The sequence below is a fragment of the Rhodococcus sp. HM1 genome, assembly GCF_023218075.1.
Classification (GTDB): domain Bacteria; phylum Actinomycetota; class Actinomycetes; order Mycobacteriales; family Mycobacteriaceae; genus Rhodococcus.
The window spans coordinates 66448-81275 of record NZ_JALPTB010000025.1; the positions used below are offsets into that span (position 1 = coordinate 66448).

The following is a 14828-nucleotide window of genomic DNA, read 5'->3' on the forward strand; positions in this document are numbered from 1 at the left end:
GGGATCACGGGGGATGGGATCGAGGGGCCACCCGAGTGATGGCTCGGGTGGCCGCCCCCGATCGCAACGTCCTCACCTGGAACGAGAGCCGACGCCTCGCTGGGTGGGGCACACAAGGAGCGGATGCGATGACCACTGCGAATCGAACAGCTCGCGCCGAGCGTGTCAGCGCGACCCGGGGGGCGATTCTCGCGGCCGCCGAGCGGTTGTTCGCCGAACGGGGCATCGCGTCCGTCTCCAATCGGCAGATCAGCGAGGAAGCCGGACAGGGCAACAACGCCGCTGTCGGATACCACTTCGGAACCAAAGCCGACCTGGTCCGGGCCATCGTGCGCAAGCACAACGCGCACGTCGAACGACTCTGCCATCAGATGGTCGCGCAGGTCGGCGACTCCGCCGATGTGCGGGACTGGGTGACCTGCCTGGTGCGCCCGCTGACCGAGCATCTCGATTCGCTCGGAAATCCCACGTGGTACGCACGATTCAGTGCACAGCTCATGCCCGACCCCGCGTTCCGTGACGTGGTCTCGGAGGAGTCGCTGACCTCCCGGTCACTGCTGACCATCATCGCGGGACTGGAACGGTCGTTGCCGGACCTGCCGCCCGACGTCCGCCGTCAACGCTTCGCGATGGCCCGCCTGCTCATCGTGCACACGAGCGCCCAGCTCGAGCGCACCCTCGCAGACGGTGGCACCGGCTCCGACTGGACCGCGACCGGCACCAGCCTGATCGACGCGATCACCGGCCTGTTGCTGGCACCCGTCACGACCGGCTGACCTCCGGTTTCGGGCGCCACCGCCCACACGTACCCACGAAGGAAGACGCCATGAAGGTCTACGTGGACCAGGACAGATGCATCGCCGCCGGGCAGTGCGTCGCGCACGCCGACGAGGTGTTCGACCAGCGGGAGGACGACGGCATCGTCGTGTTGCTCGACGACAGCCCTTCGGAGGACCTCGCCGACGGTGTGCGCGAGGCCGCGTCGATGTGCCCTGCACTGGCCATCCGCATCGAGGAATGACCCCACGACCGATCACGAGGAGCGCGATGTCCGACACGCTGGCAGGACCCGAAAGCGTCACAGCCGCAGACATTCCCGAGTATCCGATGGACCGGGCCGCGGAATGCCCGTTCGCTCCTCCGCCGCAGGTGCTGGACATGGGCGCGCAGCGCCCGCTCAGCCGGGTCCGTATCTGGGACGGCAGCACGCCGTGGCTGGTCACCGGCTATGCCGAACTCAAGGAGCTGATGTCCGATCCGCGCGTCAGCGTCGACGACCGCAAGCCGGGCTTCCCGCACTGGAACGAGGGCATGCTCTCGACGGTGCACAAGCGCCCGCGCTCGGTGTTCACCTCCGACGGGGAGGAACACACACGCTTCCGGCGGATGCTCACCAAGCCGTTCACGCTCAAGCGGGTCGACGCGCTGCGCCCCGCGATCCAGCGGATCACCGACGAGCACATCGACGCGATCCTCGCCGGCCCCCAGCCCGCGGATCTCGTCACGGCCCTCGCACTCCCGGTTCCGTCCCTGGTCATCAGTGAGATGCTCGGTGTGCCCTACGAGGACCACGAGTTCTTCCAGGCACACGCCACGATCGGGGTCGACCGGTACGCGACCGCCGAGCAGGCCGCCGAAGGCCGGACCGGGCTGGCGAAGTACCTCATCAAGCTGATCGAGGCGAAGATCGACGCACCCGCCGAGGACGTCGTGTCCGAACTCGGCGAACGCGTCCGGGCCGGGGAGATCAGCATGAAGGAGGCTGCGCAGCTCGGCACCGGGCTGCTCATCGCCGGGCACGAAACCAGCGCCAACATGATCGCTCTCGGCACACTGGCGCTGTTGCGCAACCCCGAGCAGCTCGCCGTCGTCCGCGACACCGACGACAAGAAGGTCCTGGCCAACGCGGTCGAGGAACTGCTGCGCTACCTGAGCATCATCCAGAACGGTCAGCGCCGCGTCGCGGTCGAGGACATCGAGATCGCCGGCGAGACGATCCGCGCGGGGGAGGGCATCATCGTCGACCTCGCACCGGCCAACTGGGATGCCAAGGCGTTCCCCGAACCGGACAAGCTGGATGTGCACCGGCCGGCTCGCCTGCACGTCGGGTTCGGGTTCGGGCCGCACCAGTGCGTCGGACAGCAGCTCGCGCGGGCGGAGCTGCAGATCGTCTACAGCACGCTGCTTCGCCGTATTCCGACTCTGCGCCTGGCGATTCCGTTCGAGGACGTCGAATTCAAGCACGATCGTCTGGCGTTCGGCGTCTACTCGCTGCCGGTCGCGTGGTGATCACCGGTCCGGTCCGACGAAAACTCGACGGGCATCACGCCGATGTCGCGTCGCGAAATGTGTGAACCAATCGATCCGAAACGGAGGGTCACGATGCCGGTTCCGAACACGAGCTCGTTGCTGTATCCGCCCGAGGGATTCGGTCCACCGAAGGACCGGCGCGGTCACGCCGCGGGCGGGGTGGGATTGCCCGCCGGGACGAAGGTCTTCTCGGCCGACAACCACATCTCGCTCGCCGACGACATCTTCTTCGAGCGATTTCCCGAAGAAATGAAGGACCGGGCGCCGCGCGTCTGGTACGAGGAAGGCGCGTATCAGCTCGGGCGTAAGGGAAAGTCCTTCCTCCCGGGCGATTTCAGTCACGTACTCATGCAGTACGACCCGCTGGACGGGTCCGGAAGCACGAACCTCGAAGCCCGGATTCGAGATCTCGGCGAGGACGGCATCGACGTCGAGCTCGCCTTCCCCAATGCGCTCCTCGCGCTGTTGTTCTACCCGGACAAGGAAGTTCGCGAACTGTCCTTCCGGATATACAACGAATACATCGCCGAGCTGCAGGAGCGGTCGAACGGCCGGTTCTACGGGGTCGGACTCGTCAACTGGTGGGACGCGGACGGTGCCCGGCGCACGCTTGCCGAACTGAAGTCCCTCGGCCTGAAGACCTTCCTGCTCCCACTCTCGGCGGGCAAGGACAACGACGGCAACCAGATCGACTACGCCAGCACCGCGATGATCCCGGTCTGGGACGAGATCGAGGCGTCCGGGGTTCCGGTCTCGCACCACATCGGCGAAGCGCCGCTGTCGAGCCCGTGCGAGGTCAACAGCGTCGCGGTCGGCATGATGCACAACGTCGCCCCGTTCCGGGAGATGTTCGCCAAGTACATCTTCAGCGGCATCATCGATCGTCATCCGGCACTGCGGATCGGCTGGTTCGAAGGCGGGATCAACTGGGTGCCGGCCGCCATCCAGGACGCCGAGCACCTGCTCGCCTCGTTCCGGCACATGCTCGACCGTCCCGTCGAACACGACATCCGGCACTACTGGGACGAGAACATGTGGGCCTCGTTCATGGTGGATCCGCTGGGACTGTCGATGGCCGACGAGATCGGAATCGACAAGATCATGTGGTCGTCCGACTACCCGCACAACGAGAGCACGTTCGGATACTCGGAAAAGTCTCTCGCCGCCGTCGTGGACGCGGTCGGCCCGGACGCCGCGGCCCGCATCGTCAGCGGGAACGTGATGGATTTCCTCGGTCTGTGACGGTGCCCGAACGGCCCAGTGTGTCGAGACCGAAGGAGGACCGAGGGATTCGTGGACGGGAACGATGAAGGCGGGGCCGGCTCGGCACCGCTGAGCGGATACGTCGTGGTCGAGTTGTCGACCGGCATTGCCGGTGCCTACTGCACGAAGATGCTGGTCGACGCCGGCGCCGACGTGGTGAAGGTCGAACCACCCGGCGGCGATCCGCTGCGGACCTGGAGCGCCTCCGGCGCCCGGATCGAATCCGGCAGCGACGGAGCCCTGTTCGCGTTCCTCGCGGGAGGCAAGCGCAGCGTCGTCGCGGACCCCGACCTGGAGGACGACCTCGACACGGTCCACGCGCTGCTCGAGACCGCGGACGCGGTGGTGTGGTCACGTGAATCGGCGGTCGCCGAACACCCGTCGCTGCGACCCGAGCAACTCCGGCAGGCGTATCCGCACCTGACCGTCACCGCGATCACCCCGTTCGGTCTGGACGGCCCGTGGAGCGACCGGCCGGCCACCGAATTCACCGTCCAGGCGTGGTCCGGCGGGATCATCGGGCTCGGGCGCGGTGCTCCCGACCGCGCACCGGTGCACATCGGCGGCAGGATCGGGGAATGGCTGACCGGTGCGACGGCCGCGGCGGCCACGCTGGCATCGCGGGCACGCACCCGGCTCACCGGCGACGGAGAACTCGTCGACGTGTCCATGCTCGAAACCGAGATCCTCTGTCTCACCTACCATCCGGTCTCGTTCTTCGACGGACTCGATCGCCCGTTCCGCACCGAGCGGCGGCTGACCGTTCCCGGGGTGGCCACCGCGCAGGACGGTCTGGTCGCGCTGGGGTGCGGAACCGCGCAGCAGTGGTTCGACCTGTGCGTCATGGTGGGGCACCCGGAATGGATCGACGAGGAATCACCGCTGTCCATCACCGAACAGGCCATCAAGATGGCCCCGGAGATCCGGGCGTGGATCGCGGAGCGGTCCGTCGAGGAGATCCTCGACTTCGCCGCGGCCCTGCGGATTCCGAGCGGTCCGGTCGGCAACGGGGAGAACGTCACCGGAATCGGTCACTACCGCATCCGGGGGACGTTCACGGACAACCCCCGCGGAGACTTCGTCCAACCGGTTCGCCCGTACCGCATCGAGCCCGGCGCGTTGCCCGGATCGCGACCGTCGCCCGCCCTCGGGGAACACACGCGGGATCGGCGCCTGCGAATCGGGACGCCGCGGCCGGCGGACAACGGCGCCGCCGGTTCGGCCGGCTCTCGTTCGGTTCGGCCGTTCGACGGCCTGCGCGTGCTGGACATGACGAGTTTCTGGGCCGGACCCTCCTGCACCCACGTCCTCGCGATGCTCGGCGCCGATGTCATCCACCTGGAATCGGCGTCGCGCCCGGACGGTACCCGGCTGATCGCGGGAGTGCCGGTCTCCGAAGACGACTGGTGGGAGAAGTCGCCGATCTTCGCCGCCCTGAACACCGGCAAGCGGAGCCTGGCCCTGGATTTCCGCACCGAACGTGGTCGTGAGGTGCTCCGCCGGCTGATCGCGACGTGCGATGTGATCGTCGAGAACTACACCCCACGTGTACTCGACCAGATCGGGCTGGATTTCGGCACGGTTCGTGCCCTGCGTCCGGACGCGATCCTGGTTCGCATGCCGGGATTCGGCCTCGACGGTCCGTGGCGCGACAACCCGGCCTTCGCCTACGTCATCGAGGACTGTTCGGGCCTGAGCTGGCTGACCGGTCATCGCGATCAGAATCCGGTGGAACCCTATTCGGTCGGCGATCCGAACGCCGGTGTCCATGCGCTCGTGGGGCTCCTCGTGGCGCTCGAACAACGCCGCCGCACCGGTGAGGGCGCACTGGTGGAGGCACCGATGGTCGATGCGGCGCTCAACATCGCCGCGGAGCAGGGGATCGAGTTCTCCGCGTACGGAACGCTTCTCGAGCGTGACGGGAATCGTGGTCCGGTCGCTGCGCCGCAGAACCTGTACCGGACCGAGGAGCTCGACGAGTTCGGGCGACCCGACTGCTGGGTGGCCGTCGCGGTCGAAACCGACGAACAATGGTCGTTCCTGCGTACTGCGCTGGGCGATCCCGGGTGGGCGGCGGATCCCGAGCTCGGCACCGTCGAGGGACGGCGTCGCCACCACGATCTTCTGGACGACCAGCTGGCGCGGTGGTGCCGGAGCCGGACGGCGGACGAGATCGTGGAGGTGCTGTGGGGTGCCGGTGTGCCGGTGGCGAAGGTGATGCAACCGCACCGGCAGAGCGAGATACCGCAGCTCGCGCACCGGGGATTCTTCGAAGAACTCGACCATCCGGTGTTCGGCACGGCGCGGTACAGCACGATGGCGGCGCGATTCTCGGAAGGGCCGACCGACGTCCACGTCCGCCGCGCACCGCTGCTCGGCGAACACAATCACGAGATCCTCACCGAACTCGGATTCGACGACGCGGAGATCGTCGCGCTCGAAGGCGACGGTGTCCTCGGGCGCACACCGGTGTGGTGACGGGACGATGCACCCCGGACACCACGGAACGCCGCCGGAATCGGCGGCGTTTCGCTGTCCGCCGTCAGGGAACGACGGTGGGCAGTGTGTCCCAGCCGCGCACCGTCGACGTCGGCGACAGCGCGGCGTTCGCCACGTCGACCTCCCACTCGGGGAAGCGCTTCAGGATCTCCTCGAGTGCGACCCGGCCCTCGAGCCGGGCCAGTGCCGAACCGAGACAGAAGTGCGTGCCGACACTGAAGGTCAGATGTTGGCGGGGCTCGCGATGGATGTCGAATGTGTCGCTGTCGGGACCGAACTGGCGGTGATCGCGGTTGGCGGCGCCGATCAGGAACATCATCACGCTGCCCTCGGGAACGGTGGTGCCGTGGTACTCGACGTCCCGGGTCACGTACCGCGCGACATGCGGTGCCGGCGGCTCGAACCGCAGCAGTTCCTCGATGGCCTCGGGGATCAGCGTCGGATCCTCGACGAGCTGTCGTCGCTGGTCGGGGTGTTCGGCGAGCACCTTGCCGGCCCAGCCGATGAGCCGCGTGGTGGTCTCGTTGCCGGCCCCGGATACGACGTTCACGTAGGTCAGGAGTTCGTCCCGGGTCAGCCGGCGAACCGTTCCGGTCTCGTCCTCGAACTCGACCTCGAGCAATTCGGTCATGATGTCGTCCGACGGATACTCGGCGCGCCAGTCGATGTAGGCGCCGAAGATGTCACCGCTGACCATGCCGTCGGATGCGGCCTTCATCCGACCGCCTTCCTCGGTCCGCATCTGCTCGTTCGCGAAGTCGCGGATGGCTTCCTGGTCCTCCTCCGGAATGCCCAGGAGCATGCCGATCGTCCGCATCGGCATCTGTGCGCCGATATCGGCGACGAAATCGAGCCGGCCCGATCCCACATGGGGGTCGAGCGCCTCGGCGCAGAACTGGCGGATCTTCGGCTCGAGTGCCTGGATCTTGCGCGGAGTGAACATCCGCGCCAGCAGTTTTCGATGGATGTCGTGGATCGGCGGATCCTCGAAGAGCAGCACGCCCGGCGGAATCGCGATGTTCGCCTTGATGAGTTCGAGAATCGCACCGCGAGCGGAGCTGAACGTCTGGTAGTCGACGAGTCCCTGGTTGACGTCCGAGAAGCGGCTCAGCGCGTAGAAATCGTGGGTTTCGTTGTAGTAGAGGGGCGCTTCTTCGCGGATACGCTTGAACATCGGGTAGGGATCGGCATTGATCTCGACGTCGTACGGGTCGTATCGAATGTCGCTGGCTGCGCTGGTCGTCACAGGTCTGCCACCTTTCGGAGGATTCGTATTCGCGTGCGCGCTGGGCAGGACTGCAGTCGGAACGATCTCATCGACTGCTACCAGTGTCGGGCTCCGAGTCTTGCGATGCAAGCATTATTCTCTGATTCTGAGAGTAGAATTCTCATCCAGCACCGGATCGGGGCGGGGAGGCCTGAAAGGTGCGAGACGACAACGATTTCGGAATGCGGCGTTTTCGGAGTGCGGCATTCCCGTGATCCCCCGTGGGTCCGACCATCGACCGGAGGGTGCTGTGCAGGTCACGAGGTCCTACGACGCGCTCCTGTCCAAAGGGGAGGATCGCCGGCTGCAGATCGTCGCCGCCGCGCAGCGCATCCTCACGCGCAACGGCTGGCGCGGTACGACGCTCGCGCAGATCGCGCAGGAGGTCGGGGTCACCCCCGCCGGTCTGCTGTACCACTTCTCGTCGAAGGAGCAACTGCTGCACGCGGTACTCGACGCGCGTGACGCGGACGATCACGCGCGCGCCGATCCGGCCGGGGATCTGGCCGAGGAGATCCGGAAGACGGCCTGTCGCATCGAACAGTCGCCGGAGCTGGTGGGGACGTTCGTGGTGATGCTGGTCGAGAACCTGATGCCGGACGCACCCCTGCACGGTCGGCTGCTCGACAGGTGGCGCCTGTCCGTCGACATCGTCGCCGAGACGATTCGCACTCACCAGCGTTCGGGTCGGTACCGGGATGACATCGACGCGTCGGTGCGGGCGGTCGAGATCATCGCGTTCATCAACGGAATGGAGATCTCGTGGCTGCTCGATCGGACGATCCCGCTCGGTGACGTCTTCGCCGAGTACTCCCGTTCGCTCGATCGGGATCTTGCTGCAGTCGTGGTGAAGTGAGCGCCGGACGCTGTCACCGCAGCGGTGCAGTTCGTGGGATCAGTTGTGCGCCAGAAGCGTTGCTCGCAACTCGCGTAACCTCGGTCCTTGAGTTCTGACGAATCAACTGTAAGCTTTACGGCAATCGAGAATATCGTTCGCAGATGGGGCAACGATGCGATCCGAAATCAGAGAATCATCCCGGGAACGTGGTGTCTCCGGCGCGCCACGAGAGTGGCCTGTGCCGGGCGGATGGGTACGCGGCCTCCTCTCGGGCGATCGGTCGGGTCCGGTTCGTGCGGTCGGGGGACTGTTCGCGATGTCCGCCGACGCGGTGAAGTTCTTGTTCCGCAGGCCTTTTCAAGCACGTGAGTTCCTGGAACAGTCCTGGTTCGTCGTCCGGGTGTCCCTGCTGCCGACCCTGCTCGTGGCGATTCCGTTCACGGTGCTCGTGAGCTTCACACTCAACATCCTCCTGCGCGAGCTCGGCGCCGCCGACCTGAGCGGGGCGGGTGCGGCATTCGGTGCGGTCACGCAGGTCGGCCCGATGGTGACCGTGCTGATCGTCGCGGGCGCGGGAGCGACCGCGATGTGCGCGGATCTCGGCTCGCGCACGATCCGGGAGGAGATCGACGCGATGGAGGTTCTCGGAATCGACCCCGTCCAGCGGCTCGTCACACCGCGGATGCTCGCGTCCGGTCTCGTGGCGATGCTGCTCAACGGACTGGTCTGCATCATCGGGGTGATGGGCGGCTACACCTTCTCGGTGTTCGTCCAGGACGTCAATCCCGGAGCCTTCGCCGCCGGAATCACCCTGCTGACCGGCATCGACGAGGTGATCATCTCCTCGGTCAAGGCGCTGCTGTTCGGTCTCATCGCCGGACTGGTCGCGTGCTATCGCGGGCTGACGGTCTCGGGCGGTGCGAAAGCGGTGGGAAACGCCGTGAACGAAACGGTGGTGTACGCGTTCATGGCACTGTTCGTGGTCAACGTCGTGGTGACGGCCATCGGAATCCAGCTGACGGCCAGGTGACGACACGTGCCTCCGAGTTCCGAGTACGCGCGCACGGTCGCCCTGCTGCGGCGTCCCGTCGACGGACTCGGCCGGGTCGGCGATCACGCGATCTTCTACGTCCGTGCTCTCGTCGGCGCCCCCGTCGCGGCCTGGCGGTATCGACGGGAAACCCTGCGGCTGATCGCCGAAACCAGCATGGGCGCAGGAACTCTCGCGGTGATCGGCGGGACCGTCGTCATCGTCGGGTTTCTCACCCTGGCGACCGGCGGCACCCTCGCGGTGCAGGGGTACAGCTCGCTCGGGAACATCGGTATCGAAGCGCTCACGGGCTTCCTCTCCGCGTTCATCAACGTGCGGATCTCCGCGCCGGTCGTCGCCGGGATCGGTCTCGCCGCGACCTTCGGTGCCGGCGCCACCGCGCAACTCGGCGCGATGCGGATCAACGAGGAGATCGACGCACTCGAATCGCTGGGCATCGAACCGATCGCCTACCTCGTCGGCACGCGCATCGTCGCAGGCTTGATCGCCATCACCCCGCTCTACGCACTGGCCGTCGTCGCCTCGTTCCTCGCGAGCCGATTCACGACCGTGTTCCTGCTCGGTCAGTCCGCCGGACTCTACGACCACTACTTCGCGACGTTCCTGAATCCGATCGATCTGCTGTGGTCTTTCCTGCAGGCGTTCCTCATGGCGTTGACAATCCTGTTGATACACACGTACTTCGGGTTCTTCGCCGCCGGTGGGCCCTCGGGGGTCGGCACCGCCGTCGGTAACGCGGTCCGCACGTCGCTCATCGCGGTCGTCTCGGTCACCCTGCTCGTCTCGCTGGCGGTCTACGGCGCCAACGGCAACTTCAACCTGTCCGGATAGCGAGGTGGAAATGGGACCGAAGGTGCTCCGGCCCCTCGCCGGGCTCGCGGCGATCGCGGTGCTCGCCACCATCGTCGCCGGTGCGGCCGTCCTGTTCGACGGGCGTTTCACCGGCAGTGTGCGGGTCACCGTGCTCTCGCCCCGCGCCGGGCTGGTGATGTATCCCGACGCGAAGGTGAAGATGCGCGACGTGACGGTCGGCAGGGTGGACTCCGTCACGGCCCGGCCCGACGGCCTGGCGGAGATCACCCTCGCGCTCGATCCCGCACAGGTGGAGGCGATCCCGTCGAACGTCTCCGTCGACATCGCGTCGACCACCGTGTTCGGAGCGAAGTTCGTGCAGTTCCTCCCGCCGGACGACCCGTCTCCGGTGCCCCTGCAGGCGGGCCGGGTTCTCGAATCGGAGCACGTCACCGTCGAAATCAACACCGTCTTCGAACAACTCGTGAACGTCCTCGACCGGATACAGCCGGAGAAGCTGAACGAGACTCTCGGCGCGGTCGCCGCCGCGATGAACGGTCGCGGTGACCGGTTCGGGCAGATGCTCGTCGACCTCGACTCCGTCCTCGGCGCGATCGAACCGGCCCTGCCCGCGCTGGTCACGGACCTCGCGCTGGCGCCGGCGGTGGCTTCCACCTACGCGGAGACCGCACCCGACCTGATTACGACCGGTGCGAACGCCGCATCCATCGGCGACACCGTCGTCGACGAGGAACACAATCTCGACGCCTTCCTCCTCGGGATGATCGGGCTGTCCGGCGCCGGGCAGCCCGTGCTCGCCCGGAATCGGGACGGGCTGACGACGCTGCTCGATGTGCTGGTGCCGACCACTTCACTCACCGACGAGTACAACGAGGCGCTGACCTGTTCCCTGACGGGCCTGGCCTTCCTCGCCGATTCGAAACCGGTGGACGTGGAAGGGCTCGGCCTGTCCGCGAACTTCCTGTGGGGCACCGACCCGTATCGGTATCCGGAGGACCTGCCGAAGGTCGCCGCCTCCGGTGGACCCCAATGTTCGGTCCTGCCGGTGCCGTACGAAGGCCGCCCGCCGTTCGTCGTCGCCGACGTCGGTGCCGATCCGTTCGATTCCGGACGGCAGGCGGTCACCGTCGAAGGGCTGTCGGAAGGGCTGCTCGGGCGGGTCGCCGGACCGGGAGTGCCGGATCCGGCACCCGCGGTACCGTTCGGCATCCCGGCCCTGCCGAACCCGATTCCCGCCCTGCGGAACCTGTTTCCCGCGCTACCGGACCGGGGGCCGTGATGAGCACCCGGAACGGCCCGATCCTCCGATTCGGCGCCTTCGCCGCCGTGATGCTGGTGCTGTCCGGCCTCCTCGTCCTCGTCTTCGGGGAGTACCGGACCGGCGCGACGACCACCTATTCGGCGGTGTTCGAGGATTCGTCGGGTCTGCGCTCCGGCGACCCGGTGCGGATCGCCGGTATCCGGGTCGGCACCGTCTCCGACGTGGCGTTGCGCGACGACCACTCGGTCGTGGTGACATTCGACGCGGACCGCGACCTCGTGCTCACCACCGGCACGACGGCGGCGGTTCGGTACCTGAACCTGGTGGGGGACCGCTATCTCGCGCTCCACGAAGGACCGGGGTCGTCGCAGGTTCTCCCCGCCGGCGCCGAGATCCCGGTCGAGCAGACCGCACCGGCCCTGGATCTCGACCTGTTGCTCGGCGGTTTCAAACCCGTCATCGACAGCGTCGATCCGACCGAGGTCAACGCACTCACGTCGTCGTTGCTGCAGATCCTGCAGGGTCAGGACGGCACCGTCGAGTCACTGCTGGCGCGGACGTCGTCGTTCTCGAACGAACTCGCAACGAACAGCGAGATCGTCCAGAGCCTGATCGACAACCTGAACCGGGTGATGACCACGCTGTCCGACAGCGGCGGCGATTTCACCGCGACGATCGACCGCCTCGAACGGCTCGTGGGCGAACTGTCGGCGGAACGCGACCCCATCGGTGCCGCGATCGAAGCCCTCGACACCGGCACGGCGTCGATGACGGACCTGCTCACGCAGGCACGGCCACCGCTCGCGGGCACCGTCGACGAACTCGCGCGGCTCGCAACACTTCTCGACGACGACAAGCAACGTCTCGACTCCGCGCTCGAGAAAGCTCCCGAGAACTTCCGCAAGCTCGTGCGGGTCGGCGCGTACGGAAACTTCATCCAGTACTACATCTGCGCCATCTCGGTGCGGGTGACCGACGAGAACGGCGAGACGGTCCAGTTGCCGTGGATCGAACAGGACTCGGGAAGGTGCGCTCCCTGACATGCTGCGCTATCGATCTGCCAACCTGATCCGCAACGGCATCATCGGGACCGTCCTGATCACGTGCATCCTGCTCGTGGGGCTGCAGGCGCAGGCGTTCATCACGGCGGCGACCACACTGCCGTACCGCGCGAGATTCGTCGAAGCCGGCGGGCTCCGGGCCGGCGACGACGTCGTCGTCTCCGGCGTCGAGGTCGGCACCGTGTCGAAGGTGTCGCTGCTCGACGGTGATGCGCTGGTCGAGTACTCCGTCGATTCGTCGGTGCGGCTCGGATCGGCCACCACCGCCCACATCAAGACCGGCTCGTTGCTCGGCAAACGGATCCTGACACTGGTGTCGGACGGGCCGGGCCTGCTGCGCCCGAACGAGGTGATCCCCACCGACCGCACGTCGTCGCCGTATTCGCTCACCGATGCGGTCGGGGACCTGACGACGAACGTGTCCGGCATCGCCACCGACGCGGTGAACCGCTCCCTGGACCTGCTGTCCACGACCCTCGAGCGCATCGAGCCGCAGCTGGGCCCGACCTTCGACGGACTGACGGAACTGTCGCGCTCGCTCAACGACCGCAACGAGTCCCTGCGCGACCTGCTCACCGCGACGCGCGATGTCACCGGCATCCTGGCCGACCGCAGCGCGCAGGTGAACACCCTGATCCTCGACGCGAACACCCTGGTCGCCGTCCTCGCCGAACGACGGCAGGCGATCGTGGACCTGCTCGCGAACACCGCCGCGGTGTCCGAGCAGTTGTCGAGCCTGGTCGCCGACAACGAGGCCGAACTGGCCCCGACGCTCGACCGGCTGAACTCCGTAGCGGCGCTGCTCGAGGAGAACCGGGACAACATCGCCGCGGCGCTGCCCGGACTGGCGAAGGTTGCACTGACCCAGGGCGAGGCCGTCTCCGGCGGCCCGTTCTACAACGCGTTTGTCGCCAACCTCGTCGACGGGCACATGATCCAACCGTTCGTCGACCAGGCCCTCGGCGTCGATCCGCCGGCCGTGTTCCTCGTCCCCGGTCAGGAGCCGCGATGACACGCCGCACGATCGTTCTGCTCGCCGCAGCCGCTCTCGTCTGCGGCATCGCCGTCGCCTCCGCGATCGGGAACCGAGAGCTGTTCGGCCCCAGAACGATCCGTGCGGTGTTCACGACCGCCACCGCGATCTACGAGGGCGACGGGGTGCGTGTCGCGGGCGTCGAGGTGGGGCACATCGTCTCGATCGAGCCTCGCGGTACCACCGCCGAGATCGTGATGGCCGTGGATCGGCGTGTCCCGATACCCGCGGACGCGAGCGCGGTGATCGTGGCCCAGAGCCTGGTCGCGGCCCGCTACGTCCAGTTGTCCCCGGCGTACCGCAGCTCCGGTGAGACGATGGCCGACGGCGCCACGATCCCCCTCGAACGCACCGCGGTTCCCGTCGAGTGGGACGAGGTCAAGACCGAGCTCACCCGTCTCGCGGCGGAACTCGGCCCGGACGGCGATCTCTCGTCCAGTGCGGTGGGACGATTCGTCGACAGCACCGCCGACGCGCTCGCCGGCAACGGCGACAAGCTTCGCAGTACCATCGAGCAATTGTCCGGTGCCGGAAGGGTTCTCGCCGACGGTAGCGGCGACATCGTGGACATCGTCGCGGCGTTGCAGACCTTCGTGACGACCCTGCGGGACAGCAACGTGCAGATCGTCAGTTTCGAGAACCGGCTCGCTACGTTGACCAGCGTGCTCGACGACAACACCACCGACCTCGACGCGGCGGTGACGAACCTGTCCGTCGCGGTCGGTGACGTGCAGCGGTTCGTCGCGAACAACCGCGACCGCGCCGGTGAACAGATCGAGCGTCTGGTGAACGTGACGCAGAATCTGGTGGACAACAAGGACGACGTCGAACAGTTGCTGCACATCTTCCCGACGAGCATGGCCAACTTCTACAACATCTACAATCCCGATACCGCCACCGAGGCAGGGGTTTTCGTCCTCAACAACTTCTCGAACCCGATCCAGTTCGTGTGCGCCGGGATCGCCGCCGTCGAGAACTCGACCTCGCAGGAATCGGCGGACAAGTGCGTCCGGTACCTCGGTCCACTGCTGAATCAGCTGACGTTCAACTATCTTCCGACCCCGATCAACCCGGTGAAGGGACCGTCCGCGCGGCCCGAGAACCTCATCTACACCGAACCCCACCTGTTTCCGGCCGGCGGGGGAGTGAACGCCCCGGCGACGACGCCCGCGTCGAGCCTGCTCGACCTGTTGCTTCCCGGAGGAGGAACGCCGCGATGAGATCTCGAACATCCGCCGTCCTGCGGGGTACGCCCGCGATGCTCCTGGCTGCCGCAGTTGTCGCGTCGACGGTGTCCGGCTGTGCGTGGGACGGGGTGAACTCGCTGCCCCTGCCGGGAACACCGGGCCGGGGGGAGGGCTCGTACACCTTCACCGTCGAGATGGCCGATGTGGGTACCCTCGAATCGAATTCGCCGGTCATGATCGACGAC

Annotated in this window: 13 protein-coding genes and 1 pseudogene; 13 read left to right on the forward strand and 1 reads right to left on the reverse strand. The window is 66.9% G+C overall.

All coding sequences use genetic code 11. The features are described 5' to 3' along the window. Nucleotides 1-128 precede the first annotated feature (128 nt). From M1M07_RS14940 to M1M07_RS14960, 5 genes are all read left to right on the forward strand, one after another. A complete protein-coding gene (locus M1M07_RS14940) occupies nucleotides 129-776 on the forward strand; it encodes a TetR/AcrR family transcriptional regulator (protein ID WP_197254625.1) in 648 nt (215 codons plus the stop codon). Between the two features lie 50 nt (nucleotides 777-826). Further along, nucleotides 827-1021 carry a ferredoxin gene (locus M1M07_RS14945; protein ID WP_197254618.1) on the forward strand — a complete coding sequence of 65 codons (195 nt, stop codon included), beginning with the start codon at nucleotides 827-829 and terminating at the stop codon, nucleotides 1019-1021. A gap of 26 nt (nucleotides 1022-1047) precedes the next feature. Beyond that, complete coding sequence (locus M1M07_RS14950; RefSeq protein ID WP_248674761.1) at nucleotides 1048-2289, forward strand: cytochrome P450; 1242 nt, start codon at nucleotides 1048-1050, stop codon at nucleotides 2287-2289. Nucleotides 2290-2382: 93 nt separating this feature from the next. Further along, nucleotides 2383-3552, forward strand: a complete 1170-nt coding sequence (locus M1M07_RS14955) for an amidohydrolase family protein (protein ID WP_197254615.1) — start codon at nucleotides 2383-2385, stop codon at nucleotides 3550-3552. 51 nt (nucleotides 3553-3603) lie between these two features. Then, nucleotides 3604-6051 (forward strand): CoA transferase, encoded by a 2448-nt coding sequence (locus M1M07_RS14960; RefSeq protein ID WP_248674762.1) that lies wholly within the window; start codon nucleotides 3604-3606, stop codon nucleotides 6049-6051. A gap of 64 nt (nucleotides 6052-6115) precedes the next feature. On the opposite strand, the gene M1M07_RS14965 is transcribed toward M1M07_RS14960, so the two are convergent. Further along, a complete protein-coding gene (locus M1M07_RS14965) occupies nucleotides 6116-7318 on the reverse strand; it encodes a cytochrome P450 (RefSeq protein ID WP_197254613.1) in 1203 nt (400 codons plus the stop codon). A 271-nt stretch (nucleotides 7319-7589) separates the two neighbouring features. Here M1M07_RS14965 and M1M07_RS14970 point away from each other — a divergent pair, with 271 nt between their 5' ends. The 8 genes and pseudogenes from M1M07_RS14970 to M1M07_RS15005 all read left to right on the forward strand — a co-directional run. Next, entirely contained in the window at nucleotides 7590-8195 is a 606-nt protein-coding gene (locus M1M07_RS14970) for a TetR/AcrR family transcriptional regulator (protein ID WP_197254611.1), read from the forward strand. A 220-nt stretch (nucleotides 8196-8415) separates the two neighbouring features. After that, a complete protein-coding gene (locus M1M07_RS14975) occupies nucleotides 8416-9207 on the forward strand; it encodes an ABC transporter permease (protein WP_197254609.1) in 792 nt (263 codons plus the stop codon). 6 nt (nucleotides 9208-9213) lie between these two features. Next, complete coding sequence (locus tag M1M07_RS14980) at nucleotides 9214-10059, forward strand: ABC transporter permease (protein ID WP_248674763.1); 846 nt, start codon at nucleotides 9214-9216, stop codon at nucleotides 10057-10059. 10 nt (nucleotides 10060-10069) lie between these two features. Continuing rightward, on the forward strand, nucleotides 10070-11320 hold the full coding sequence (locus M1M07_RS14985; RefSeq protein WP_197254604.1) for an MCE family protein: 1251 nt from the start codon (nucleotides 10070-10072) through the stop codon (nucleotides 11318-11320). Then, entirely contained in the window at nucleotides 11320-12342 is a 1023-nt protein-coding gene (locus M1M07_RS14990; RefSeq protein WP_197254603.1) for an MCE family protein, read from the forward strand. Before M1M07_RS14985 ends, M1M07_RS14990 begins: the two co-directional genes overlap by 1 nt. 1 nt (nucleotide 12343) lies before the next feature. Next, a complete protein-coding gene (locus tag M1M07_RS14995) occupies nucleotides 12344-13375 on the forward strand; it encodes an MCE family protein (protein WP_248674764.1) in 1032 nt (343 codons plus the stop codon). Further along, nucleotides 13372-14616 (forward strand): MCE family protein, encoded by a 1245-nt coding sequence (locus M1M07_RS15000; protein ID WP_248674765.1) that lies wholly within the window; start codon nucleotides 13372-13374, stop codon nucleotides 14614-14616. Before M1M07_RS14995 ends, M1M07_RS15000 begins: the two co-directional genes overlap by 4 nt. A gap of 38 nt (nucleotides 14617-14654) precedes the next feature. Then, nucleotides 14655-14828, forward strand: a pseudogene (locus M1M07_RS15005) (mammalian cell entry protein); the annotation flags it as partial.

What these genes read in the sequence shown, in the direction of transcription:
- M1M07_RS14940 (WP_197254625.1), top strand. Translation starts at nt 129, where the DNA reads ATGACCACTGCGAATCGAACAGCTCGCGCCGAGCGTGTCAGCGCGACC.
- M1M07_RS14945 (WP_197254618.1), top strand. Translation starts at nt 827, where the DNA reads ATGAAGGTCTACGTGGACCAGGACAGATGCATCGCCGCCGGGCAGTGC.
- M1M07_RS14950 (WP_248674761.1), top strand. Translation starts at nt 1,048, where the DNA reads ATGTCCGACACGCTGGCAGGACCCGAAAGCGTCACAGCCGCAGACATT.
- M1M07_RS14955 (WP_197254615.1), top strand. Translation starts at nt 2,383, where the DNA reads ATGCCGGTTCCGAACACGAGCTCGTTGCTGTATCCGCCCGAGGGATTC.
- M1M07_RS14985 (WP_197254604.1), top strand. Translation starts at nt 10,070, where the DNA reads ATGGGACCGAAGGTGCTCCGGCCCCTCGCCGGGCTCGCGGCGATCGCG.
- M1M07_RS14990 (WP_197254603.1), top strand. Translation starts at nt 11,320, where the DNA reads ATGAGCACCCGGAACGGCCCGATCCTCCGATTCGGCGCCTTCGCCGCC.
- M1M07_RS14995 (WP_248674764.1), top strand. Translation starts at nt 12,344, where the DNA reads ATGCTGCGCTATCGATCTGCCAACCTGATCCGCAACGGCATCATCGGG.
- M1M07_RS15000 (WP_248674765.1), top strand. Translation starts at nt 13,372, where the DNA reads ATGACACGCCGCACGATCGTTCTGCTCGCCGCAGCCGCTCTCGTCTGC.